Here is a 22,719-nt window from a genome sequence, read left to right on the forward strand (position 1 = left end):
AAAGCTTCCGGGTCGACAAAGTGTTGGGTTCTTTCGGACCGCCGACTCCTCTCGCCAGAAGCTGCATTCAGATACTGTCTATTATACTTATTTCTTGCTTAATAGGCTTTGGCAAAAACAACCGTATGCTTAGCTGGCTTACCGCAGCAGATACAGGTGGTCTTCTGCTCTGCCGGATTAAACGGAATATTGCGGCTGCCTGCACCCGTTACTTCTTTTACCTTATCCTCGCACTCCTCGGTTCCGCACCAGCCTGCAAGAGCAAAGCCGCGCTTCTCCTCCATCGAGGCCTTCATCTCTTCAAGTGTGTCCGAAGAATAGAAGTGATCCTCGCGGAACTTCAGTGCACGCTCGAACATTTCATTATGCACCTGCTCGAGCATGGCCTGCACTTCTTCCACCAGGTTGTCCTGCTGGACAACTTTCTTTTCACCGGTTATACGGGACACGAGCACACAAACGCCGTTCTCCATATCACGCGGACCCAGTTCCAGACGGACAGGCACACCGCGCATTTCATATTCATTGAACTTCCAGCCAGGAGTCAGATCGGCCCGGTCATCTACACGCACACGTACTCCGGCATCCTTCAGCTGCTTGAACAGCTCGTCCGTCCGGCCGATTACCGCTTCGCGGGTCTTAGGCGGTCCGATGGGAATCATGATAACCTGAGTCGGAGCAACCTTCGGCGGAAGCGCAAGTCCGCGGTCATCCCCGTGAACCATAATCAGCGATCCGATCAGGCGGGTTGTAGATCCCCACGAAGTAGTATGCACGTGCTCCAGTACATTTTCGCGGCTCAGATACTGAATTTCAAATGCTTCAGCAAATTTGGTTCCAAGATAATGGGAAGTAGCGGCCTGAACAGCCCGTCCATCCTTCATCATCGCTTCAATCGAGTAAGTGTCCACTGCACCGGCAAAACGCTCTGAAGGCGTCTTCTGGCCGGTAACAACCGGAATTGCCAGGAAGGTCTCGACGAAATCACGGTAGTTCTCCAGCATCCGCATGGTTTCTTCCCGTGCCTCGGTTTCATTCTCATGCGCTGTATGGCCTTCCTGCCACAGGAACTCTGTAGTCCGGATAAAAGGCAGGGTGCGTTTTTCCCAGCGTACCACATTCGCCCACTGGTTGATCAGCACCGGCAGGTCGCGGTAGGACTGAATCCATTTGGAATACATGTGCCCGAACATGGTTTCCGAGGTCGGACGGACAGCCAGACGCTCCTCAAGCACATCTCCGCCGGCCTCTGTTACCCAAGGAAGCTCCGGATTGAAGCCTTCGATGTGATCCTTTTCCTTCTGGAAAAAGCTCTCCGGAATAAACACCGGGAAATAGGCGTTGCGGTGACCGGTAGCCTTCAGGCGGCGGTTCATTTCCTCCTGAATGTGCTCCCAGATTTCGTAGCCCTCCGGTTTGAATACGATACAGCCGCGGACCGGCGAATAATCCATCAGATCTGCTTTTTTGATTACATCAATATACCAGCGCGAGAAATCCTCGCTTTGCGGCGTTATTTCCGTAACGAACTGCTTATCTTTAGCCATGTCATGAAATCCTCCTAAATTGTCAGGCAAATTACAGCCGGCTCCTTAGCCGTCCGGCCTTCATTTGCGGTTCCGCCATAAATCAGCCTGTAATCAGGCGCAATATATCATTATAGGTTACAACGATTACAACCAGGAACAGCAGGGCAAAGCCGACAAAATGGACCATCCCCTCACGGTTCGGATCAACCGGCTTCCCGCGCAGCGCTTCGACACCCAGGAAGACCAGACGGCTTCCGTCCAGCGCCGGAACCGGCAGCAGATTAAAGATCCCTAAGTACAGACTGAGAATGGCAGCCCAGTAAGTGAGATATTCAATACCCTGCTGGGCAATTCTCCCTGTCATCTGCGCTGTCCCTACAGGACCGGAAACATCATCCAGGTTAAAGTTGTTGATCAGCTGCTTGAATCCTGTAAAGATGAGCTCGGTTGTAGTAACCATGGCTGTGCCTGATTTGGTAATCGTCTCGCCAAAGCCGGCTTTTCGTGTCTCTACATCCCGCGTGACCCCAACTTTACCGCCTTCCTGCCCCTCCATCGTCCGGGGAATCATCGTCACTTCATACGTTTCATTCCCGCGCTTCAGCACCCAGTTCATTTCTTCACCTTTGGAAGCAGAGGTCAGGTTGATCATTTTCATATAATCTCCGCCGATTTGTTCACCGTTAACAGAGACTACGATATCCCCCACCTGCAATCCGGCCTCTTCTGCAGGCATGCCAGCAGAAATTTCACCGATTCTGACCACGGTTGGATTCTCGATAGGAATGCCGGCAAGCTGCAGATGCAGCGCAAACAGCACGAAAGCAAGAATGAAGTTCATTACCGGTCCCGCTACAATTGCGAGCGCACGCTGTCCGACAGTTTTACTGCCGAATTGACGGTCCTTAGGCGCGATCTGGGTCTGCTGTCCACCCTTAATCATCATCGCCTGCGGATGCACATCGTAGGTTGTGACCTCACCGTCTACGTCAAGACGGATTTTCAGTTCATCCTCAAGATCGGTAAACTGCGCTTCACCGCGGATTACATTTCTGCGGGTGTCCAGCGAGTCGAGATAAATATTCTTAACCTTGTTGTCCTGACCGAGCCTGACAGCAATCGTCTGCCCCTGGCCGATCTCAACAATTTCGGGATCCTCCCCGGCCATCCGTGCATAACCGCCGAACGGCAGCAGACGGAGCGTGAACTGGGTTTCACCGCGTCTATAAGAAAACAGTTTCGGGCCGAAACCGATAGCAAATTCACGTACAAGTATACCGGCGCGTCTGGCAAAGTAATAATGTCCCCATTCATGGACAGTCACCAGAACAAAAAACATAAGCACCGTTAAAAACACGACCCTTACCATTTCCATCCGTAACATTCCCCCTTTAGGTGTAAGACCGAAGTATGTCCTCTTAATTTATCATTATTCCAAGGTTCGGCACAAGAGAATCAACTGTCTCCGCCTATTTTTACAGGGCAACGTAAATCCACCGCCCCGCTTAAGCCTTCCGCCTGATCAGCGCTTAGAGCTTAGCGGCAATTTCCCGGGTTACTGTATCACAATGCTTAATCTGCTGCAGATCAGGACTGTTAACATTTTGATGCTGCTGCAGCACCTTATCCACGATCTCTTCAATGTGCAAAAACGAAATTTCACGGTTCAGGAAGCGCGCAACCGCAACCTCATTCGCCGCGTTATATGCGGTGCTTGCCGTCCCGCCGGCTTTGCCGCACTCTATCGCCAGCTTAAGCAGCGGATACCGCACAAAGTCCATTTCACGGAAGGTCAGGCGGCCTGTCTCAGCCAGCGACAGCCGGGCTGCCGGTGAAGGCCAGCGGTCCGGATAAGTCAGGGCGTATTGAATCGGAACACGCATGTCCGGGCTGCCGAGCTGGGCAATGATGCTGCTGTCGCAAAATTCCACATAAGAATGAATAATGCTCTCCGGATGCAGCAATACATTAATTTTTTCGTATGGAAGATTGAACAGCCAATGCGCCTCAATGACCTCCAGTCCCTTGTTAACCATCGTAGCCGAGTCAATAGTAATTTTGGCTCCCATGGTCCAATTCGGGTGGCGCAGTGCATCTTCAACAGTAACATTTACCAGCTGGTCACGAGTGTAATCCCGGAATGAGCCGCCGGATGCTGTCACTGTTATAGAGGCAATATCTGCACGGTTCTCACCGTTCAGGCATTGGAAGATAGCGGAATGCTCGCTGTCAACCGGAAGGAGCTTCACTCCCTTACGGCCGGCAAGCTCTGTTACCAGATGGCCTGCAGTGACGAGCGTTTCTTTGTTGGCCAGCCCGATATGGCGGCCGGCTTCTATTGCAGCAAGCGTAGACTCAAGGCCGATGCTGCCCACCAGCGCTGTTACAACCGTCTGGGCATCTCCTCCGGCTGCTATCTCCACCAGACCCTCATTGCCGTAGTAAAGCTCTACACCGGACGGCAGGCTGGACCGTAGTTGATCTGCATGCTGCTTTGTTGAGACCGATACACGGCGCGGGTTAAAGCGGCGGACCTGCTCAAGCAGCAGATCCGTGTTGCTTCCTGCGGCTAACCCCTCCACTGTAAACTGCTCTGGATGCATGGCAACCACATCCAGAGTCTGGGTGCCGATTGAACCGGTGGAGCCGAGTATACTTATTTTTTTCACAGTTATATCTTCTCCCTGTCGTTTAATAGTAAGGCATCAGCATTACGATATGTACGAAAGGAAATACGATAATCCAGCTGTCGCAGCGGTCAAGAATACCACCATGACCAGGCAGCAGCGAGCCTGAATCCTTAATACCGTACACCCGTTTATAGGCAGACTGCACCAGATCACCAAGCTGGCCTAAAACAGCAGCAGACAAGCCGATCAGCAGTGCCCGTCCAATAGTCAGCAGATCAGGAGCGAATAAAGCAAACAGAACAGAAATGATCACAGAAATTGCTACACCGCCGAGCGCGCCCTCGACCGTTTTATTGGGGCTTATAGCCGGCCACAGCTTGTTTTTCCCGAAGCTTCTGCCTACAAAGTAAGCACCGGCATCACTGCCCCAGATGCAGCACAGCAGCATCAGTGTCCAGAACAGCCCGTGGCCGTCGCCTGCAGCGCGGGCGGTACCCATATAGGAAAAACCCGTTCCTATGTATACAATTCCGGTAAACAACAGTGCAATGAGCTTAATATCGAGTTTATTTTTACTAAATACCGTTACAAGCAGAAGAACTAGCAATAATAGCCATACTCCCTGTTCCCATGACAGCCAGGCAGGGACATCCAGCAACTCCCAGGGGATCATGAAGCCGACAATCGAAGCATAACCAAGCAGGGCAGTGCCGCTAAACGGAGTGAGCCCTGTCATTTTGACAAATTCATATAACCCGACAAGCGCCATGGCGGTCAGCAAGAGGTGATAGGACCAGCCTCCAATTGCACAAAGGCCCAAAAACAGCGCCCCGGCCACAATTCCGGTAATGAGTCGTTGCTTCAAAGGTTCTCATCTCCCATCAGGCTACTTCAATCCGCCATAACGGCGTGTACGGCGCTGATATTCTGCCACAGCCTGCGTCAAGTGCTTCTTGTCAAACTCAGGCCAGTAGGCATCAGTAAACCAAAACTCACTGTAGGCAACCTGCCACAGCATGAAATTGCTCAGCCGCATCTCTCCGCTTGTACGGATCAGCAGATCCGGATCAGGCAAGCCGCCGGACAGCAGTCTGCTGTCAATCAGCTCTGAGGTAATGTCCTCCGGTGTTAGCCGGCCGGCCTTGATATCATTACCAAGCTCACGCATACAGTCTTCAAGCTCTTTGCGTCCGCCGTAATTCAGCGCGAAATTCAAAACAAGTCCGTTATTGTGCCGGGTCCGCTCAACGGCTTCTTCCATTGCTTTGCGGGTATGGGAAGGCAGCGCTTCACTGTCGCCCATAACACGTACCTGCACATTTTTTTCGATCAGCTCATCCAGTTCAAGGGCAAGGAATTCTACAGGCAGCTTCATCAGGAAATCAACCTCATCCTTGGGCCGCTTCCAGTTCTCTGTTGAAAAAGCATACATCGTCAGGAACTCTACTCCCAGATCATTAGCTGCGATGGTAGCACGTTTTACAGCCTTCATCCCGTTTTGATGACCGACAATGCGAGGAAGGCCGCGCCGTTTTGCCCAGCGTCCGTTCCCGTCCATAATAATCGCTATATGCCGGGGAATATTGTCCGGTGAGATCTCAGCGGGCTGTTCTTCCTGCCTGTCGTTACGGCTAAGCCATGCTTGAATCCGTTTGATCATTTCCGTTTCCTCCAAGCTCTTATCAGAAAGAGACAAACCCCACCATATGCGGAGGGGCTTTGAGGTCTCTTGATTATCATTATACTTCCATAATCTCTTTTTCTTTGGACAAGAGCACCTTATCAACTTCAGCTATGAACTTATCCGTTGATTTTTGAATATCTTCCTGATGCCCGCGTGACTCATCTTCCGAAATGCCGTTTTTCTCCATCTTCTTGATGTCATCATTGGCATCGCGGCGGATGTTGCGGATAGCAACCTTTGCTTCCTCACCGAACTTTTTGGTGAATTTCACCAGCTCGGTGCGGCGCTCTTCGGTAAGAGCAGGAATGCTGAGGCGGATAATCGTACCGTCATTGGCTGGTGTAAGGCCCAGATCGGATTTCATAATCGCCCGTTCAATATCTGCTACAGAGGATCTGTCCCAAGGCTGGATTAGCAGGGTACGGGAATCCGGGGTACTGATATTGGCCAGTTGGTTAACCGGTGTAGGCGCACCGTAATATTCAACCTGGATCCGATCCAGAAGCGCTGTAGATGCACGACCTGCACGCAAGGTTGCCAGATCACGCTTCAGGGAAGCAATCGCTTTTTCCATACGTTCTTCGGCATTTTTCTTAACCGTCTGTGGCATTAATCTACACTCCCTTTAACAATCGTTCCGATCTTCTCACCGAGAACGACACGTTTGATATTGCCTTGCTCTGTAATAGCAAACACAATGAGCGGTATATTATTATCCATGCACAGAGAGGAGGCTGTGGAATCCATTACTCCCAGATTTTTGTTCAGCACATCCATATAAGTCAGCTGTTCAAATTTCTCGGCTGTAGGATCTTTGAACGGATCTGCTGAGTAGACACCGTCCACCTTGTTCTTCGCCATCAAAATCACTTCTGCTTCAATCTCAGCTGCTCTAAGCGCCGCAGTTGTATCTGTCGAGAAGAAAGGATTTCCTGTTCCGGCGGCAAAAATAACCACACGGCCCTTCTCCAGATGGCGGATGGCCCGGCGGCGGATGTACGGTTCAGCAATCTGCTGCATGGAAATAGAGGTCTGCACCCGGGTAGGAACATCAATCTGCTCCAAAGCATCCTGTAGAGCGAGCGAGTTCATAACAGTAGCAAGCATCCCCATATAGTCGGCAGTTGCACGGTCAATACCGCTTGCACTGCCGGCGATTCCGCGCCAGATGTTGCCGCCTCCGCAGACGATGGCTACTTGAACGCCAAGCTCAACCACTTCCTTAACCTGCTGGGCAATGGAATTGATTGTCTCCGCATCAATACCATATCCGTTTTGTCCCGACAGAGATTCACCACTTACTTTAAGAACGACTCTCTTAAATACCGGCTGTCCCAATTGTATACCCTCACTTTCTTACAAAAGACGGAACACTAGGTGTACGTGTTCCGTTCTTTTGATGCTTGCCTTTATTCAATTCTAACGATGCTTCAATACAGTTTATTGATTATTGTTTAACTTGCGCCATTACTTCATCAACGAAGTTATCAACTTTTTTCTCAAGGCCTTCACCCAGCTCGTAACGAACGAAACGACGGATGGAGATATTTTCGCCGATAGTGCTGATTTTTTCATTCAGCAGCTGAGCGATTGTTTTGTCTGGATCTTTAACGAAAGGCTGCTCAAGCAGGCAGTATTCTTCGTAGAACTTGCTGATGCGGCCTTCAACCATTTTTTCAACGATTTTCTCTGGCTTACCTTCGTTCAGAGCCTGAGCTTTCAGAATTTCTTTTTCTTTCTCAACAGCATCAGCCGGAACTTCTTCACGGCGTACATACTGCGGGCTTGCTGCAGCGATTTGCATAGCGATATCGCGTGCGAACTCTTTGAAGGAATCTGTTTTCCCAACGAAGTCGGTTTCGCAGTTGATTTCTACCAGTACGCCGATACGTCCGCCAGCGTGGATGTAAGATTCTACAGTACCTTCAGTAGCAATACGTCCAGCTTTGTTGGCTGCTGCGGAAAGACCTTTTTCGCGAAGAAGTTCAGCCGCTTTAGTGATATCGCCGTTTGCTTCTTCAAGCGCCTTTTTACAATCAAGCATACCTGCGCCTGTTCTTTCACGAAGTTCTTTTACGGATTTTGCATCTACTGCCATTGTTATTCCCTCCAGGTAATTGTCGTTTTATTCCATTCAAGGCCTTTATCCTAAAAAAAGGGCAGTGAGAGGTTATCCACCTGCCAACCACCCTTTTCATTTAAGTTCTTGTTTATATCCCGGCTGACTATTAAGCAGTAGTTGTATCTTCGCCCTGGTGAGCTTCTACAACAGCATCTGCCATTTTACCAGTCAACAATTTAACGGCGCGGATAGCGTCATCGTTACCTGGAATTACATAGTCAATTTCGTCCGGATCGCAGTTAGTATCAACGATAGCTACGATAGGGATACCCAATTTGCGAGCTTCCGCAACAGCGATACGCTCTTTACGCGGGTCAATAATGAACAACGCGCTTGGCAGGCCCTTCATGTTCTTGATACCGCCCAGGAATTTTTCAAGACGATCTTTCTCTTTGCGGAGAAGGATAACTTCTTTCTTAGGCAGAACTTGGAAGGTACCGTCTTCTTCCCAAGCTTCCAGTTTCTTCAGGCGGTCAATACGCTTCTGAATAGTCTGGAAGTTAGTCAGGGTACCACCCAGCCAACGCTGGTTGATGAAGAACATTCCGGAACGCTCAGCTTCTTCCTTAACGGAATCCTGAGCTTGTTTCTTGGTTCCTACGAAGAGGATTGTGCCGTTGTCGGCAGCTACACTTTTAACAAAGTTGTAAGCTTCCTCTACCTTTTTAACCGTTTTTTGCAGGTCAATAATGTAAATTCCGTTTCTTTCAGTGAAGATATAACGATCCATCTTCGGGTTCCAACGACGGGTCTGGTGACCGAAGTGTACCCCAGCTTCGAGAAGCTGTTTCATGGAGATTACTGCCATCTTCACACACCTCCTAGATTGGTTTATTGTGTGTCTCCTCCGCCGTGCGTCATTTTCCTACAAGACTTTCTTCAGAAGAAAGCACCTCTTGTCGAAATCAACCGGCGTGTGTTTTAACACCGTCAATTACTATACCATATTAAAATACGGGATGCAATGATTAAAGAAATATTTTGTGATTTCTGATGTTCCCTGCGTTATTTCACTGTAATCAGCTTTTCAATAATCGAATCTACACTTTCATTTTTCACAAAATTGTAGCTCCCATATTGAATTTTAGTATTGATTTTACGGCTGACAGCAGTCTGCAAAAACTCGTTTTGATCACTGATGACGCCGGAAGCTGCAAGAATCCGTGCTGTTTCAGTAAGTGTGCTGCCTGCTGGAATACGCACAGCAATGCCTCCGGGCGCCGCAGCCTGCGGTGTAGCCGGAGCAGCCGGAGCATCAGCCTTTCCGCTGCTCGGGGCAGGCTGGGACGGAGAGGCCGGCATGCTAGGCTTGACTGCGGCACTGGGCTTGACCGCAGCGGCCGCTGTAGCTGCGGGAGTAGATGTAGGCACTGGTGTAGCGCCGTTGCCTGCCTGCCCTTCAGGAGCAGGATCAGCTTCCTCTGGCTCTACAGTAGCCAGCGGTGCGGCAGCCGGGTCTGTAACAGTCAGATTAAGCAGTGCAGCCTGCCTGACAAGCTCCTCCCGGGTCAGCGGCGCTGCGCCCCCGGAAATCATCAGCTGCAGGAGCAGCGCTCCTGCAATTAGTCCCGTACCCAGGCCTAGCATGAATGAACGGTTCTTAATCATACCGATTCCTCCTGCTTGGCCAGCTGCAGGATAAGCTGAACTTCACCCCGCTGCAGGCCGGCTGTCTTGGCGATGGAGTCGATAGACTTGCCTTGCTCATGCAGCTCGAACAGACGCGGATAACGCAGCTTAATTGAGCTTACCGGCTTTGCTTTGGGCTCAGGAGCGGCTTCCAGACTTACGGAAGTATCAGCAGCGGCCGGCCGGCCGGCATTTTCTTTGGCGATGGCAGTCAGATGAAGCAGCCCCTTTTCTTCGGCTGTCAGACGGGCATCAAGCAGTGCAGTGCTCTTATGCAGATCTGCAATCTGATCACGCAGTACGCTAATCTCCTCCTGCAAAGCTGCCTTAGTGCTCTGTGACTGCGTTTTGATGCTGCTGACCAGCTGCAGCATCTCACTGTTCTCGCGCTCCAAATCCGCCATGTACAGTTCAAGTGCAGCCTCAGTATCTTTCAGGCTCTGCTTCTCGGCCCCTTCTTCTTTGCGCCGTGCCGGCAGGATAAGCGCGTAGACAATAGCAACTGCTCCTACCAGCACAATGTATATCCATGGTTGCAAATGCGTGTTCTCCTTTACGGTATCATTTGGACAGCTCAGAGGCTCAGGTCAAGCCGCCGCCCTTTATAAGGGTGCTCTGCATCATTAGGGGCTTCGCTTTTGCGCTGCCCTTGTCCTGATGGATGGTTGTCCTGGTCATTCCCCCGTTCTCCGTCATTACGGAGCTTCGCTTCCGAGGACTCATCAATTTCGCCCGTACGCTGGGCCAGTTCTGCAGAATGCTTTACGTTCTGCACGGCCAACTGCTGCTGGTCAAGCATAGGACGGTGAAGCAGCTCGTTCTGGACTTTGCCTGCATCCGTGGTCCGGGGCAGTGCAATTTGCAATTCAACTGGTCTCAGGCTCACAACAGTCCCCTCCCCATAAACCCAATGTACTGTCCCAGCATAAAGGAATGGCCGGCCGCTTGTGCTGCCCGCCTGTTAAATATATGGCGCCAGGGTAATATCGCCGTCGGAATAATGAAAAACAACCCGCTCCGTCGGATCCTTGACAAACCTCGTATATCTGCCGATTACAATCTTGGAGCCGCCATAGATGGTTTTTACAACCTCGACCCTGGCTCTTGCAGTATCCTCCAGCATTTTCTCAATTTCCAGCACACGCTCTTTAATCCGTCTTTCATCACGTATATGGGCCTGTTTGGTCGCATTCAGCTTCACACGCAGCGCTACTTTATCTGAAGACAGCTGTCCGTTGTTAGCCAGCTGATTCAGCAGGTAGAGTGCCTTGTTCGTCTTATCCTCATTCTCCAGCAGCTGACGCAACTCCTGGCGGAGCTCGTTGATTTCGTTACGCAGCTCGGGAACCACACCTACTTCAATTGCAGTAGCAGTTGACATTGTATTCCCGATTGTCCGGGCAACCACTCTTTCTCCCGCCTGAACAATTCCGCCGACAATGAGCCCTTTGGTGCCGTTGCACAAAACATCCCGCCCTGCACGGATATTGGAATGCATAATACTCTGGGATACGATTACATCTTCAGCGGCAAGCACATTGCCGTCCTGAATGAAGCTAACCTTGACATTTTTACCGGCGCTGATAAGGCCTTTATTGTAGCCTATTATGCCGCCCGTTATTTCCACAGAACCGCCGGCAGTCAGCTCAGCGCCCTCTACTCCGCCAACAATGCGGATATCTCCTGCAGATTTTACAGAAAAGCCAGTCAGCACATTGCCACGGATAACCACAGTACCTACAAAGTCGATATTGCCGGTGCTGTAATCCACATCGCCGTTTACCTCATATACGGGAAAGACATTAATTTTACCATTGTCTGTCAGCGTAACTAACCCGTCGATTGCCGCATACATTGCCGTCTCACTCTGGTCAAGCAGCACATTTTTACCAATCTTAAACCGCGCTTCTCTTCCGGGTCTGCAGGGTATCTCTTCACCGGTAACAGCTCTGCCCTTATGGCCGGGCACCGGCGGAATGGCTTCACAGATTAATTGCCCCTTGAGCACATTGTTAAGCCGTACCAGATCCTTGTAATCCACCTTGCCGTCTTCTCTTTCGAGCGGCTTTCGGTCTTCATCCAGATCCATGGCCATAACAACAAGCCCGTCAACGCCATGGACCGGCTCATAGCCGATAGCTACCGGCACTCTGCTGAAAAAATACTCCTCCGGATTGCTGCTGATCCGTTTGACGATGTCGTTCTGAATACCGAACCGAATATCATGACCGTTAAGGAAGCCTTCCAGATCTTCGGCTGAGCAGGAGAAATCCTCATCCTTCTTAGTGAATTCCAGATAAGCAATTCCTTTATCCTCCGAAAACGTAATACTTACGTACTGGTTCAAAGCATGCTGACCGATCAATTACTGCTCCCCCTTGTCACCGTCGTCCGGTTAATCATTTTGCATAAGCAGGTCACGGTTTTTCTCAAGCGTTCCGCGCAGACGCAAAATAGCTTTTGAATGAAGCTGTGAAATCCGCGAAGGTGATAAAGACATGACCTCGGCGATTTCGCTTAAAGATAGATCCTCATAATATAAAAGGGACACTACGGTCCGTTCTTTCACCGTTAATTTTTCGATACCTTTGGTGAGTGTGTCGCGCAAATAAAACTCATTTACTTTACGGTCCGGATTTTTGGCTTTATCGTCCACCAGTATGGACATCCGTGTTTCCGATTCTTCTTCGCGGATCGGGTCTTCCAGAGAGCAGAGCGACATAACGGCCACGTCCTGCAGCATGTTTTGAAACTCGATCTCTGAAATGTTCAGATGCTGGCTCATTTCCTCATCACTGACTGATCTTAAGTATTTCTGCTCCAGCTGCTGATAGGCATCCTCGATTTTTTTGGCTTTTTCCCGGACGGATCTGGGAACCCAGTCGCTCTGGCGCAATGAGTCCAGAATAGCCCCGCGCACACGCCAGGATGCATAAGTCTGAAACTGCAAGCCGCGTTTGTAGTCGAACTTTTCAATGGCATCTATAAGCCCCATTACGCCATTGCTGGCTAAATCATCCTTGGAGACATTTTTGGGCAGTCCGACAGCCAGTCGGCTTGACACATAATCAACAATATGGAGGTAGTTCTCAATCAGTCTTTTTTTGGCCTCAGGGTCACCGTGCTCTTTCCACTGCTCCCATAAACCGTCTGTTACTGCTTGAGAAGCTTTTTGCTCGTTCAATGGCTTTCACCCTTCCCAAAGTTTAGTCAGCGGATATCTGCGCGCTGGAAAGCCGTTAATGCGCGCAAGGACTCCGCTTATTCTTCTTTCAGGTGACGAACGGCCTTGGCCAATTCTTCAGGATCTTTCATGGATACCAGCTTAGGCGGCTGCAGGGGAGTAAAGCCTTCACTGCCCCCGTTATCCTCTTCAGGCTTCTGCTTAAGCAGATTGATTAAATCTTCGTCTTCATCAGGCGTGCTCAGATCAAGATTGCCGCCCAATGCTTCATCAGTATCGGTAAACTCATTGTCCCTGCCTGATACAGATTGTTTAACAATAAAACCCAATACCCATCTCAGGAAGAAAGCAAGCACAAACCAAAGAATAAATCCATAAATCCCCCGAATCAGACTCGTCCCAAGTAAATTATGCCCGTAATTTGATAAAAAGGTAAATAAAAAACCAATCAAACCGGATAAAAGGCTAATTATAATTTTCCCCATCGCTATATTTCCTTAGTGCCTTTTTGGACACTGCGGATATGAAGCAACCCTGAGCTGCAGGCAATTTCGATCGTACGTCCGAAATTCCCGCCCGTATCCTCAGCGATCAGAGGAATACGAAGCGACTCCAGGGCAAGCTTGCAGGATTCGACGTTACGAGGCCCGATCCTCATGGTGTCATTCCCTCCGGCAAAAGCAAACATTTGTGAACCGCCGGCCATTTTGGCTACGATCCGGCTGCGGACCGCACCAAGAGCCAGTAGGCGGGATAGCAGCTCAGGTACTGCAGTATCCGCAAACTTCGCTATGTTAAGCTGGCCCTCACGGGCAATCTCTGACGAAGGAAGCATGACATGTGCCATCCCCGCCAGTTTTTTACCCGGATCAAATAAGGTAAGACCCACGCAGGAACCAAGGCCGGTCGTACGGATCAGACTATCCTGGCTGCCTACGTTAAGATCTGCCATTCCGACTTTAATAATGCTTTGCTCCTCAATCATTATCAAACGGTACTCCTAAAGCTTTGAAGATTTTCGGGAATGACTCGGGATCCGGAATCAGGAAAAATTGGCCTTCAATTTCATTTTGCCCTTCCAAGAAGGTAGTATCAATAAGCAGCGCATCATCACCCATCTGGCCGAATTGCAGCAGCCCGTAGCCGAGAATGGCCCCCGCCATATCCATGGCCAGCGCAGGTACAGTCGGAAACATGGACAGTGAAGTGAAGTCCGCAAGCGATGAAAGATAAGAGCCAGCCAGAATGTTGCCGATCTCACTCAGCGCGGAGAATTCCATCTCCCCCAGCTCCTGATCCGGAAGAATTTCAATTCCGGCAATGCGGTTCAGAAGACTGATGGCCGCATCCGGAGTAAGAATAAAGAAAAGATTACCCGGCGCTTCTCCTTCAACGCGCAGAAACACGGCATAGACCAGTTCCTCTGCTCCGCCAACCTTGTCGGTGATTTCTTCAAAGTTCAGCAGCTGAACCTTGGGTACAGCCATATCAATCGGCTTATTCAAAAGCTGGGATAATGCGGTGGCGGCGTTACCCGCTCCAATATTCCCCACTTCCTTCAAAACATCCATTTTGAAATCCTTGAAATTCTTGAACAGCTCCATAACCTATCCCTCTAGGCTTTCCAATTGCACGATTTCACTCTTGTTCAGCACTTCAGACAGATTAAGCATGATCAACAGACGGTCTTCTCCGATTTTGGCCACTCCGTCCAGATATTTCGCCTTGATCCCGCCCACAACCTCTGGCGGTGTGTCGATAGAATCACGGTTCAGGTCAATAACATCATTAGCCGAATCCACGATGAAGCCGACTTCCATCTCATTGACATTAACGATTATTACACGGGTCTGATCCGTATGCTCAGCCTCTTCAATTGCGAAACGGCCGCGCAGGTTAATTACCGGAATAACGACACCGCGCAGATTAATAACGCCTTTGATGAAGGAATACGTCTTCGGAACGCGTGTAATCGGCATCATGCGCTCGATAGTCTGTACCTTGTCCACTTCAATGCCGTATTCTTCAGATCCAAGCTTAAACACAATTACTTTAATATCCTCAGCCATGGAATGAACCTCCCTGTTCTATCCTGATTATTTTATAAATGCGTTAGGATCAATAATAAGAGCAACCTGCCCGTCACCAAGAATAGTCGCACCGGAGATACCTTGAATCTCCGGCAGATATTTACCGAGATTCTTGATAACAATTTCATTTTGCCCGATGAAATCCTGGACAGCCAAAGCCGCCATCCGGTCACTTTTACGGACAACGATAATCTCTGTTTCCTCTTCTGCGCTATCATCAAAATCAGGAATGGCGTAGAACTTACTGAGCGAGAGCAGCGGAATATGGCTGTTGCGGAACTCGATCATTCTCGTGCCGTGAATGGTACGGATCTGGTTTTTCTTCACAATTCCAGTCTCAACAATCGATGAGAGCGGGATTGCATATTTCTCAGACCCGATCTTTACAAGCATGGCTGCAATGATGGACAGGGTCAGCGGAAGCTGTACCGAGAAGTTCGTACCCTTACCTGGTGTGGAATAGACCACCACGTTACCGCCAAGTGAAGTGATCTTCGATTTGACAACATCCAGTCCGACTCCGCGGCCTGATACGTCAGAGATTACCTCGGCAGTGCTGAAGCCCGCTGCGAACAGCAGCTGAATAGCTTCATCATCTGAATAGCCTGCTGCCTGCTCCTGTGTAATAATTCCTTTTTTGATGGCAGATTGCAGAATTTTCTGGGGCTTAATGCCGGCGCCGTCATCCTCGATTTCAATAAATACATGGTTGCCGCTGTGGAAGGCACGAAGATTAACGGTACCCGTATCGGACTTGCCGGAGGCAACACGGTCTTGAACCGACTCAACACCGTGGTCAACCGCATTACGCAGCAGATGCACCAGCGGATCGCCGATCTCATCAATAACCGTACGGTCAAGCTCAGTCTCAGCACCGGTAACAATAAGATCGATTTTTTTGTCCAGAGATTTAGCAAGGTCACGGACCATCCGCGGGAACCGGTTGAACACAGTGTCCACGGGCACCATTCTCAGCTTCATAACAATGTTCTGCAGATCACCGCTGACACGGCCCATGTGCTCGACTGTCTCAGTTAGATCAGTGTTTTGTACCTCTGAAGCCAGCTGCTCCAGGCGTACCCGGTCAATCAGCAGCTCGCTGAACAGGTTCATCAGCACGTCCAGCCGCTCGATATCAACGCGGATTGTCCGGGAAGGTGCTGCTCCTGTCCGGGAAGGCGCTGCCTTAGCAGCATTTTCTTCTCTGGCTGCTGGAGCTGCCGGAGAAGCCGCCGGGGTGGCAGCTGGGGCTGTCTCTGCCGGAGCAGGCGCTTCAGCAGTAGCAGCGGTCTCCAGCGCCATCTGGGCAAGTGACTCCTGATCAAGTGCTACCGCTGTCACCGTGTCGATTTCCGATACGTTCATTATCATCGACTTCATTTCGTCGGCACCCTTTTGGGTTATGTAATAGAGTGAGAAGCCGTAATCGAATTTCTCCTGCTCTATATCCTGAACCGAAGGGAAGGATTTGATCACTTCTCCTGAACGCTCCAGGAGATCAAAAACCATGTAAGCCCGTACCGCTTTTAGCTGGCAATCCTTTCGGATAGCTACATCGATATACAGCACCTGATGCCCTTCCTGAAGCGACTGCTCCAGGACAGAGTACTGGAATTCATCCAGGGTGATCTGGAGATCACCAGAGGCTTCAGCAGCGGGCACAGCCGCAGCTACGCCCGCCGCAGGAATCTCACCGCGGACAATAGCCTGCAGAGCAGTGACAATCGAGGTTACATCTGCCTTGCCCTCGCCTCCTGCCGTAATATCCTGCACCATGGATTCAAGGGCATCCAGGCTTTTGAACAGGGTGTCAAAAATAAAATCCTGCATCCGCAGTTTATTATTGCGCACCAGGTCGAGCACATTTTCCATCTGGTGGGTAAGAGATGCAAGATCCTCAAACCCCATTGTAGCCGCCATACCCTTTAGGGTGTGCGCAGAGCGGAAAATCACCTGCACTATACTAATATCTTCAGGATTTGCTTCCAGCCCCATCATGCTCTCATTCAATGACTGCAGATGATCATTTGACTCATCAATAAACATGGATAAATATTGATTCATGTCCACTAACGAGCACCTCCCCTTCGAGTTCGCTTTTCCTTTATTTAACAGCCTGTACCAGCCGGGGTGCAATTTCCTGCAGCGGCAGTACATATTTAACACAGTGCAGTTCAACCGCTGAGCGCGGCATTCCATAGACAACGCAGGTCTCTTCGTTCTCGGCGAACGTTGAGGTTACACCAGAATCGTACAGGGCTTTCATCATTCTGGCACCGTCGCTGCCCATTCCGGTCATGATGACCGCATGGCGCTCCAGCCCGGTCAGCGGCAGCAGGGATTCATAGAGCGTATCAACGGATGGACGATGGCCGTTGCGGGCATCTTCACTCGTAAGCTCAATGGCATATTGTCCGCCCGCTGCCGGAACAACCTTCACATGATACCCTCCGGGAGCGATGTAAGCAGCTCCCTGGCGAAGTATCATGCCGTGCTCAGCCTCTGACACTTCAAGCGGACTAAAGGTGTTCAGCCGCTGGGCCAGTGACTTTGTGAAGTTCGGCGGCATATGCTGCACAATTACAATCGGTGCCGGAAAATCCGCCGGAATGTTCTCAAGAAATGTTTTTAGTGCCCGCGGGCCTCCTGTAGAGCAGCCAACCGCAACCAGCTTGCGCAGCCCCTTGGTTCCGGACTTACGGTCACCGGCTGCAGCAGGCGGCCCGGCAGGATAGGAAGCAGTCAGCTCCGGCACTGCAGTAACCTCAAGCGGCGCAGGCGTGACTGCATCAAGCTGACGGCGGCTCTTAAACCTTTCGGTTGCAGCGGGCTTAGGAGGAGATGCCGGAGGTTTAGGCAGCTTCCGGATTGAATCTATTCCTGATTTGGCAGAGCCAGGCAGCTTAGTACCTGATTCCGTGACAGGCGGCTTAGGCTTATCCGCCTCTTGTTTTGCCGGATTCCCTGCTGCTCTCTTCGGAAGATCCGGCATCCGCACCGGCAGCTCAGTTACAGCAGGCTTACTGGTACCCGGCGGACGGAGAGGCTCGGTAAGTGTACTATCAGACGGCTTCTGGGAAGATATCCGTGCCTCACGCTGCTCACGGGCCAGCATTGCCCCTTTCATCTGTTCGATAAGGGAAACACCAACCGCCATTATATCCTGTGAATTGGTTATCGACGGCTTGCGGATAAAATCAAAGGCTCCAGATTCTAGCGCCATGATGGTTTCCCTCATGCCCTCTTCATTAATGCCTGAGAGCATAATAACCGGCAGCGTGTGATTGGCCATAATCACTTTCAACGCTTCCAGACCGTTCATCACAGGCATTTCCACATCCATTGTCACCAGATCAGGCTGAAGCTCGGTCACCTTCGAAATCGCATCACGGCCGTTTACAGCCGTATCGATCACCTTGAAATCAGGATCTTTTTCAATCAAATCAGATATGATCTTACGCATAAATGCGGAATCATCCACAACCAAAACTTTATATGGCCTCATAGCACTTCCACCTCTGTCCATCTAATTCTGAACAATTACTGTTTACGCTTCAACCATTTGTTGATAAATCCCTTGATGCCCTGTACCTTTGTTGTATCCGCCGGTTCGGCAGACAGGTAATTCAGAGCAAGCCGTTGCACGTCTTTGGCTGCTGCACTGTTCGGAAAAGCCACTGAGAATGGAACTTGTTTCTTGACTGCCTGAACCACATGCGCATCACTGCTGATAAAGCCGAGAAAGGGGATATCCAGCTGCAGGAAGCGGCTTGCCGCCATGCGGATTTTGTCGCTGGTGCCCCTTGCTTCCTTTTCATCCCCTGCCTGGTTAACAATGAGCTTGAAAGATACGTCAGGATGAGAATTGTGTACAACCTTCATCAGTGCATATGCATCCGTTATTGCGGTTGGCTCCGGTGTTGTAACCACCAGACAATCATCTGCCGAGGTTATAAATTTTAGCGTTTCCTTCGAAAGACCGGCGCCTGTATCAAACAGGATGAAATCCATGGTGTCAGCAATTTGGGCAATCTGTGCCGTGAAATAATTCAGGTCACTCTCAGACAGTGAGAAAAGCTCATCCATTCCTGAGCCACCTGCAATAAACGGCAGGTCTCCGGGCCCCTTCTGGATAATCTGTGCGATATCCGCTTCTCTTTTCAACAGATGGTACAGGTTATATTTAGCCGTTACGCCCATAAGCACGTCGATGTTCGCCATTCCGATATCCGCATCGAACAAAAGCACACGTCTGCCCATCGCCTTTAGTGTCAATGCGAAATTAAGCGTGAAGTTCGATTTGCCGACACCGCCCTTCCCGCTGCACACAGTAATTATCCGTGCAGTGGGACCGGCTCCTGGCTCGCGTTTGGGGTCACGGCTGGATACCAGCTGCCGTAAAGATTGAGCCTGATCCATCAGTGGCCTCCTGTTCCCAGCAGCATTTCACTGAGTAATTCTTTGGAGGCCATCAGCAGGTCATCCGGAACATTCTGACCGTTCGTCAGGTAAGACAGCTTGAGCGGAAAATCATTCAATACATTGAATAGAGGCCCGTAGCTCCCGGTCTCATCCATTTTGGTAAAAATAACCTTGTCGAGCTGGTAGCGGCCGAAATGCTCGGCTATCAGCTTCATATCCCGGCTTTTCGAGGTCATACTCAGTACCAGGAAGGTTTCGCTCTTCAGTTCCTTAGCGAGCAGGCTCTGAAGCTCGGCAACAAACATTTCATTGCGGTAATTGCGCCCGGCGGTATCCATTAACACCAGGTCACAGCTCTCCAAGCGGAACATTGCTCTCTGCAGATCACCCGGTGACTGTACAACCTCAAGCGGTATATTCAAAATAGCAGCGTAGGTACGCAGCTGCTCCACTGCTGAAATGCGGTATGTGTCAGAGGTAATCAGTCCGACCTTTCGGCCATGCTTGAACAGCTGTTCTGCCGCCAGCTTGGCAATGGAGGTGGTTTTGCCTACGCCAGTTGGCCCGGCAATATAAACAATACTGGTATCTGCAGCAATCCCTCCGGCAATTCTTCCAGCCAGAAACCCGTTTATCTGCTCCTGCAGCATTTCCGGAAAACGCTCAGCGGACCAGGTCCGTCCCTCCTCATTCCAGCGGTCATAAATAGCACTGATCCATTCCTCTACAAGCACTGCGTCGGTATCCTGATCAATCAGCAGACGCTTCAGCTCATCCAGCATCTGCGGCAGCTCAATACCGCTTGAGGAATAACGGGCTATCCGTTCCATCCATTGCTTCATATCCCTTATTTCACGGAGCACGTCACTTTCAGGCTCCGGGGAAACAGCAGGCTCCAGCTCTGCATCCAAGCGTTCATATCGTTCTGATAACGAACACTTGCTCTGTTGGGCAGGAGGATTCAGGATAGGCTGAGCAGGTTTACGCTCCGGCGGCCGGGGAGACTCCTCCTGAGCAACAGCGGGCATTACCGCCACACCACCGCCGGCTTCTCTGGCCTCTGACAGCGCCGCCGCTATTTCAGCAGCAAACGTCTCGGCGGCCGGCCTCTGCTCTTTAGGCGGTGCCTGGGTGGCTGCCACAGCCTTCTGATACGCCTGCGGCACTGCGCTGCGCGGTATACTCGCCGGTGCTGCCGGAGCACTGCCGGCACCAGACGGTTTACGCGCCTCCTCCACTGCAGCTACAACCTCTATCTTTTTTTTCTGGAACATTCCCATAAATCCGCCGATCTTAATCTCCTTGGTACTGAGGATAACGGCATCGCTCCCCAGCTCGCTGCGGATGGAATGCATCGCGTCTGGCATCGTATCGACCACATAACGCTTCACTCTCATAAGTTCACCACCCCAACGCTTTGAATTTCAATATTAGGCTCCAGCTCACTGTAGGATAGCACTGGGATATCTTGCATCGTCCGCTCAATCACCTGGCGCAGATACATCCGGATGGTTGGGGATGTAAGCACAATCGGCTGCTGGCCGGACTGCAGGAGACGGTTAATCTGTTCGGTAAGTCTTTGGTACACCGTTTGAGTTGAGACCGGATCAAGTGCCAGATAACTGCCCTGCTCGGTCTGCTGAACGCTTTCCGAAATTTTCTTTTCCAGATTAGGACCAACCGTAATGACCCGTAAGGTTTCTCCAGTCTGGGAGAACTGCTGGGTAATCTGCCTTGAAAGCGACTGCCGCACATATTCCGTCAGAATATCTGGATCTTTGGTATAAGTGCCGTAATCAGCAAGCGTCTCGAAAATGGTAACCAGATCCCGGATAGAGATTTTCTCCCGCAGCAGCTTGCCCAGCACCTTCTGCACATCACCGATAGCCAGTACAGAAGGAATAAGTTCATCAACCAGCACAGGATAGTTCTCACGCAGATTGTCGACCAGCTGTTTCGTTTCCTGGCGTCCGAGCAGCTCGTGTCCGTGGCGTTTGATAAGCTCTGTCAGATGTGTCGCTACAACAGAAGGCGGATCTACCACAGTATACCCGGACAGCTCTGCCCGGTCTTTAACCGACTCATCGATCCATAAAGCCGGAAGGCCAAAGGACGGTTCGACAGTTTCTATGCCGTTAATCGACTCATCATCATACCCGGGACTCATGGCGAGATAGTGATTAAGTAGTAATTCACCACCGCCGACAGTATTTCCTTTAATTTTTATGACATATTCATTCGGTTTTAGTTGAATATTGTCGCGAATCCGGATAACCGGCACAACTAGTCCCATCTCTAGTGCACATTGCCGCCTGATCATAATTATCCGGTCAAGCAAATCACCGCCCTGCCCGGTATCTGCCAGCGGAATCAGCCCATAGCCAAACTCGAATTCAATCGGATCAACCGTAAGCAGATTAATAACACTTTCCGGACTGCGGACTTCTTCTATTTGCTTTTCTTCAACCAGCTGTTCATCGGCAATCAGTTGTTTATTAGCCTTTTGACCCATACTGTAGGCCGCAAATGCCATAAGTCCTGCCAGTGGTAAAGTGGACATTACGGTAATAGGAGTGAAGAATCCCAGAAAAGCAATCGTTACCGCTACAATATACAACAGCTTCGGATAAGACAGTAGCTGTCCAGTGAGATCCTCAGCCAGGTTGCCTTCAGATGCGGCACGGGTAACAATCAAACCTGACGCTGTCGAAATTAACAGTGCCGGAATCTGGCTGACCAGACCATCCCCGATGGTCAGGACAGAATATGTTGCAAGCGCCTCCTGAAACGAATCCCCGTGAACCGTCATTCCGATAATAAACCCGCCGATGAGGTTAATAAAGAGGATGATGATACTGGCGATTGCGTCACCTTTTACGAATTTGCTGGCACCGTCCATCGCTCCGAAGAAATCAGCTTCCCGTTCTACTTTCCGGCGGCGTTCACGGGCCTGCTGCTCATTGATCATTCCTGCATTCAAGTCGGCATCAATACTCATCTGTTTACCAGGCATCGCATCCAGTGTAAACCGGGCGCCTACCTCGGCAACACGTTCCGAGCCTTTGGTAATTACAATAAACTGTACAACAACCAGAATCAGGAACACGATAAATCCAATGGCAATCTGTCCTCTGGCAATCCAGGCGCCAAACGTTGCTACAACCTCACCCGCATGACCTTCGGAAAGAATCAGCTTGGTCGTTGAGATATTCAGCGCAAGCCGGAACAAGGTCGTAATCAGCAGTAATGACGGGAAAATTGAAAATTGCAACGGATCCCTTGTATTCATCGCTACCAGAATAATAGTTAGTGCTATTGATATATTGACAATTAGCAATACATCCAAAAGCCATTCCGGGATGGGCAGAATCATCATAAGCACTATGCCGATAACACCCAGCAGAACTGTTAGATCTTTACCTTTCACTG

23 protein-coding genes are annotated in these 22,719 nt (G+C 50.4%); all 23 read right to left on the reverse strand.

Going from position 1 to position 22,719, the window contains the following annotated elements; genetic code table 11:
• Nucleotides 1-98: 98 nt before the first annotated feature.
• Complete coding sequence (proS, locus tag R70331_RS17665; RefSeq protein ID WP_042177495.1) at nt 99-1,547, reverse strand: proline--tRNA ligase; 1,449 nt, start codon at nt 1,545-1,547, stop codon at nt 99-101.
• A gap of 82 nt (nt 1,548-1,629) precedes the next feature.
• On the reverse strand, nt 1,630-2,904 hold the full coding sequence (rseP, locus tag R70331_RS17670; RefSeq protein WP_042177496.1) for an RIP metalloprotease RseP: 1,275 nt from the start codon (nt 2,902-2,904) through the stop codon (nt 1,630-1,632).
• Between the two features lie 154 nt (nt 2,905-3,058).
• On the reverse strand, nt 3,059-4,198 hold the full coding sequence (locus tag R70331_RS17675; protein ID WP_042177497.1) for a 1-deoxy-D-xylulose-5-phosphate reductoisomerase: 1,140 nt from the start codon (nt 4,196-4,198) through the stop codon (nt 3,059-3,061).
• Nucleotides 4,199-4,220: 22 nt separating this feature from the next.
• Nucleotides 4,221-5,024, reverse strand: a complete 804-nt coding sequence (locus R70331_RS17680) for a phosphatidate cytidylyltransferase (RefSeq protein ID WP_042177498.1) — start codon at nt 5,022-5,024, stop codon at nt 4,221-4,223.
• A gap of 21 nt (nt 5,025-5,045) precedes the next feature.
• Nucleotides 5,046-5,819, reverse strand: a complete 774-nt coding sequence (locus tag R70331_RS17685; RefSeq protein WP_042177499.1) for an undecaprenyl pyrophosphate synthase — start codon at nt 5,817-5,819, stop codon at nt 5,046-5,048.
• A 79-nt stretch (nt 5,820-5,898) separates the two neighbouring features.
• Nucleotides 5,899-6,453, reverse strand: a complete 555-nt coding sequence (gene frr, locus R70331_RS17690) for a ribosome recycling factor (RefSeq protein ID WP_042177500.1) — start codon at nt 6,451-6,453, stop codon at nt 5,899-5,901.
• Nucleotides 6,453-7,181: a UMP kinase gene (gene pyrH / locus R70331_RS17695; protein ID WP_042177501.1), complete on the reverse strand. Its 729-nt coding sequence runs from the start codon at nt 7,179-7,181 to the stop codon at nt 6,453-6,455. The genes frr and pyrH overlap by 1 nt, the downstream gene beginning before the upstream one ends.
• 109 nt (nt 7,182-7,290) lie before the next feature.
• Nucleotides 7,291-7,941, reverse strand: a complete 651-nt coding sequence (gene tsf / locus R70331_RS17700) for a translation elongation factor Ts (protein ID WP_042177502.1) — start codon at nt 7,939-7,941, stop codon at nt 7,291-7,293.
• 130 nt (nt 7,942-8,071) lie between these two features.
• Complete coding sequence (rpsB, locus tag R70331_RS17705; protein WP_039874217.1) at nt 8,072-8,773, reverse strand: 30S ribosomal protein S2; 702 nt, start codon at nt 8,771-8,773, stop codon at nt 8,072-8,074.
• A gap of 197 nt (nt 8,774-8,970) precedes the next feature.
• A complete protein-coding gene (locus R70331_RS17710) occupies nt 8,971-9,573 on the reverse strand; it encodes a hypothetical protein (protein WP_042177503.1) in 603 nt (200 codons plus the stop codon).
• Nucleotides 9,570-10,133, reverse strand: a complete 564-nt coding sequence (locus R70331_RS17715; RefSeq protein WP_042177504.1) for a hypothetical protein — start codon at nt 10,131-10,133, stop codon at nt 9,570-9,572. Before R70331_RS17715 ends, R70331_RS17710 begins: the two co-directional genes overlap by 4 nt.
• Before the next feature lie 35 nt (nt 10,134-10,168).
• Nucleotides 10,169-10,480, reverse strand: a complete 312-nt coding sequence (locus R70331_RS17720) for a hypothetical protein (protein ID WP_042177505.1) — start codon at nt 10,478-10,480, stop codon at nt 10,169-10,171.
• 75 nt (nt 10,481-10,555) lie between these two features.
• Nucleotides 10,556-11,959 carry a flagellar assembly protein A gene (locus tag R70331_RS17725; protein ID WP_042177506.1) on the reverse strand — a complete coding sequence of 468 codons (1,404 nt, stop codon included), beginning with the start codon at nt 11,957-11,959 and terminating at the stop codon, nt 10,556-10,558.
• Nucleotides 11,960-11,989: 30 nt separating this feature from the next.
• Nucleotides 11,990-12,778, reverse strand: a complete 789-nt coding sequence (locus R70331_RS17730; protein WP_042177507.1) for a FliA/WhiG family RNA polymerase sigma factor — start codon at nt 12,776-12,778, stop codon at nt 11,990-11,992.
• Nucleotides 12,779-12,855: 77 nt separating this feature from the next.
• Nucleotides 12,856-13,263, reverse strand: a complete 408-nt coding sequence (locus R70331_RS17735) for a hypothetical protein (protein WP_042177508.1) — start codon at nt 13,261-13,263, stop codon at nt 12,856-12,858.
• 2 nt (nt 13,264-13,265) lie between these two features.
• Nucleotides 13,266-13,763 (reverse strand): chemotaxis protein CheD, encoded by a 498-nt coding sequence (locus R70331_RS17740; RefSeq protein WP_042177509.1) that lies wholly within the window; start codon nt 13,761-13,763, stop codon nt 13,266-13,268.
• The gene (locus R70331_RS17745; RefSeq protein ID WP_042177510.1) at nt 13,756-14,382 is read right to left on the reverse strand and encodes a chemotaxis protein CheC; all 627 of its coding nucleotides are present in this window, start codon (nt 14,380-14,382) and stop codon (nt 13,756-13,758) included. The genes R70331_RS17740 and R70331_RS17745 overlap by 8 nt, the downstream gene beginning before the upstream one ends.
• 3 nt (nt 14,383-14,385) lie before the next feature.
• Nucleotides 14,386-14,847: a chemotaxis protein CheW gene (locus R70331_RS17750; RefSeq protein ID WP_042177511.1), complete on the reverse strand. Its 462-nt coding sequence runs from the start codon at nt 14,845-14,847 to the stop codon at nt 14,386-14,388.
• 27 nt (nt 14,848-14,874) lie between these two features.
• Nucleotides 14,875-16,938, reverse strand: a complete 2,064-nt coding sequence (locus R70331_RS17755) for a chemotaxis protein CheA (protein WP_042177512.1) — start codon at nt 16,936-16,938, stop codon at nt 14,875-14,877.
• 34 nt (nt 16,939-16,972) lie between these two features.
• Nucleotides 16,973-18,373: a protein-glutamate methylesterase/protein-glutamine glutaminase gene (locus R70331_RS17760; RefSeq protein WP_042177513.1), complete on the reverse strand. Its 1,401-nt coding sequence runs from the start codon at nt 18,371-18,373 to the stop codon at nt 16,973-16,975.
• A gap of 35 nt (nt 18,374-18,408) precedes the next feature.
• Nucleotides 18,409-19,290: a MinD/ParA family protein gene (locus tag R70331_RS17765; RefSeq protein WP_042177514.1), complete on the reverse strand. Its 882-nt coding sequence runs from the start codon at nt 19,288-19,290 to the stop codon at nt 18,409-18,411.
• Nucleotides 19,287-20,687, reverse strand: coding sequence for a flagellar biosynthesis GTPase FlhF (flhF, locus tag R70331_RS17770; protein WP_042177515.1), 1,401 nt, complete (start codon nt 20,685-20,687; stop codon nt 19,287-19,289). Before flhF ends, R70331_RS17765 begins: the two co-directional genes overlap by 4 nt.
• Entirely contained in the window at nt 20,684-22,717 is a 2,034-nt protein-coding gene (gene flhA / locus R70331_RS17775) for a flagellar biosynthesis protein FlhA (protein WP_042177516.1), read from the reverse strand. Before flhA ends, flhF begins: the two co-directional genes overlap by 4 nt.
• Nucleotides 22,718-22,719 lie beyond the last annotated feature (2 nt).

Source organism: Paenibacillus sp. FSL R7-0331 (assembly GCF_000758645.1).
Lineage (GTDB): Bacteria > Bacillota > Bacilli > Paenibacillales > Paenibacillaceae > Paenibacillus_AQ > Paenibacillus_AQ camerounensis.

Coding starts and splice junctions, on each gene's coding strand:
- tsf (WP_042177502.1), bottom strand. CDS start 7,941: ATGGCAGTAGATGCAAAATCCGTAAAAGAACTTCGTGAAAGAACAGGC.
- R70331_RS17750 (WP_042177511.1), bottom strand. CDS start 14,847: ATGGCTGAGGATATTAAAGTAATTGTGTTTAAGCTTGGATCTGAAGAA.
- R70331_RS17760 (WP_042177513.1), bottom strand. CDS start 18,373: ATGAGGCCATATAAAGTTTTGGTTGTGGATGATTCCGCATTTATGCGT.
- R70331_RS17735 (WP_042177508.1), bottom strand. CDS start 13,263: ATGGGGAAAATTATAATTAGCCTTTTATCCGGTTTGATTGGTTTTTTA.
- R70331_RS17710 (WP_042177503.1), bottom strand. CDS start 9,573: ATGATTAAGAACCGTTCATTCATGCTAGGCCTGGGTACGGGACTAATT.
- flhF (WP_042177515.1), bottom strand. CDS start 20,687: ATGAGAGTGAAGCGTTATGTGGTCGATACGATGCCAGACGCGATGCAT.
- R70331_RS17685 (WP_042177499.1), bottom strand. CDS start 5,819: ATGATCAAACGGATTCAAGCATGGCTTAGCCGTAACGACAGGCAGGAA.
- rseP (WP_042177496.1), bottom strand. CDS start 2,904: ATGGAAATGGTAAGGGTCGTGTTTTTAACGGTGCTTATGTTTTTTGTT.
- frr (WP_042177500.1), bottom strand. CDS start 6,453: ATGCCACAGACGGTTAAGAAAAATGCCGAAGAACGTATGGAAAAAGCG.
- rpsB (WP_039874217.1), bottom strand. CDS start 8,773: ATGGCAGTAATCTCCATGAAACAGCTTCTCGAAGCTGGGGTACACTTC.
- proS (WP_042177495.1), bottom strand. CDS start 1,547: ATGGCTAAAGATAAGCAGTTCGTTACGGAAATAACGCCGCAAAGCGAG.
- R70331_RS17740 (WP_042177509.1), bottom strand. CDS start 13,763: ATGATTGAGGAGCAAAGCATTATTAAAGTCGGAATGGCAGATCTTAAC.
- R70331_RS17745 (WP_042177510.1), bottom strand. CDS start 14,382: ATGGAGCTGTTCAAGAATTTCAAGGATTTCAAAATGGATGTTTTGAAG.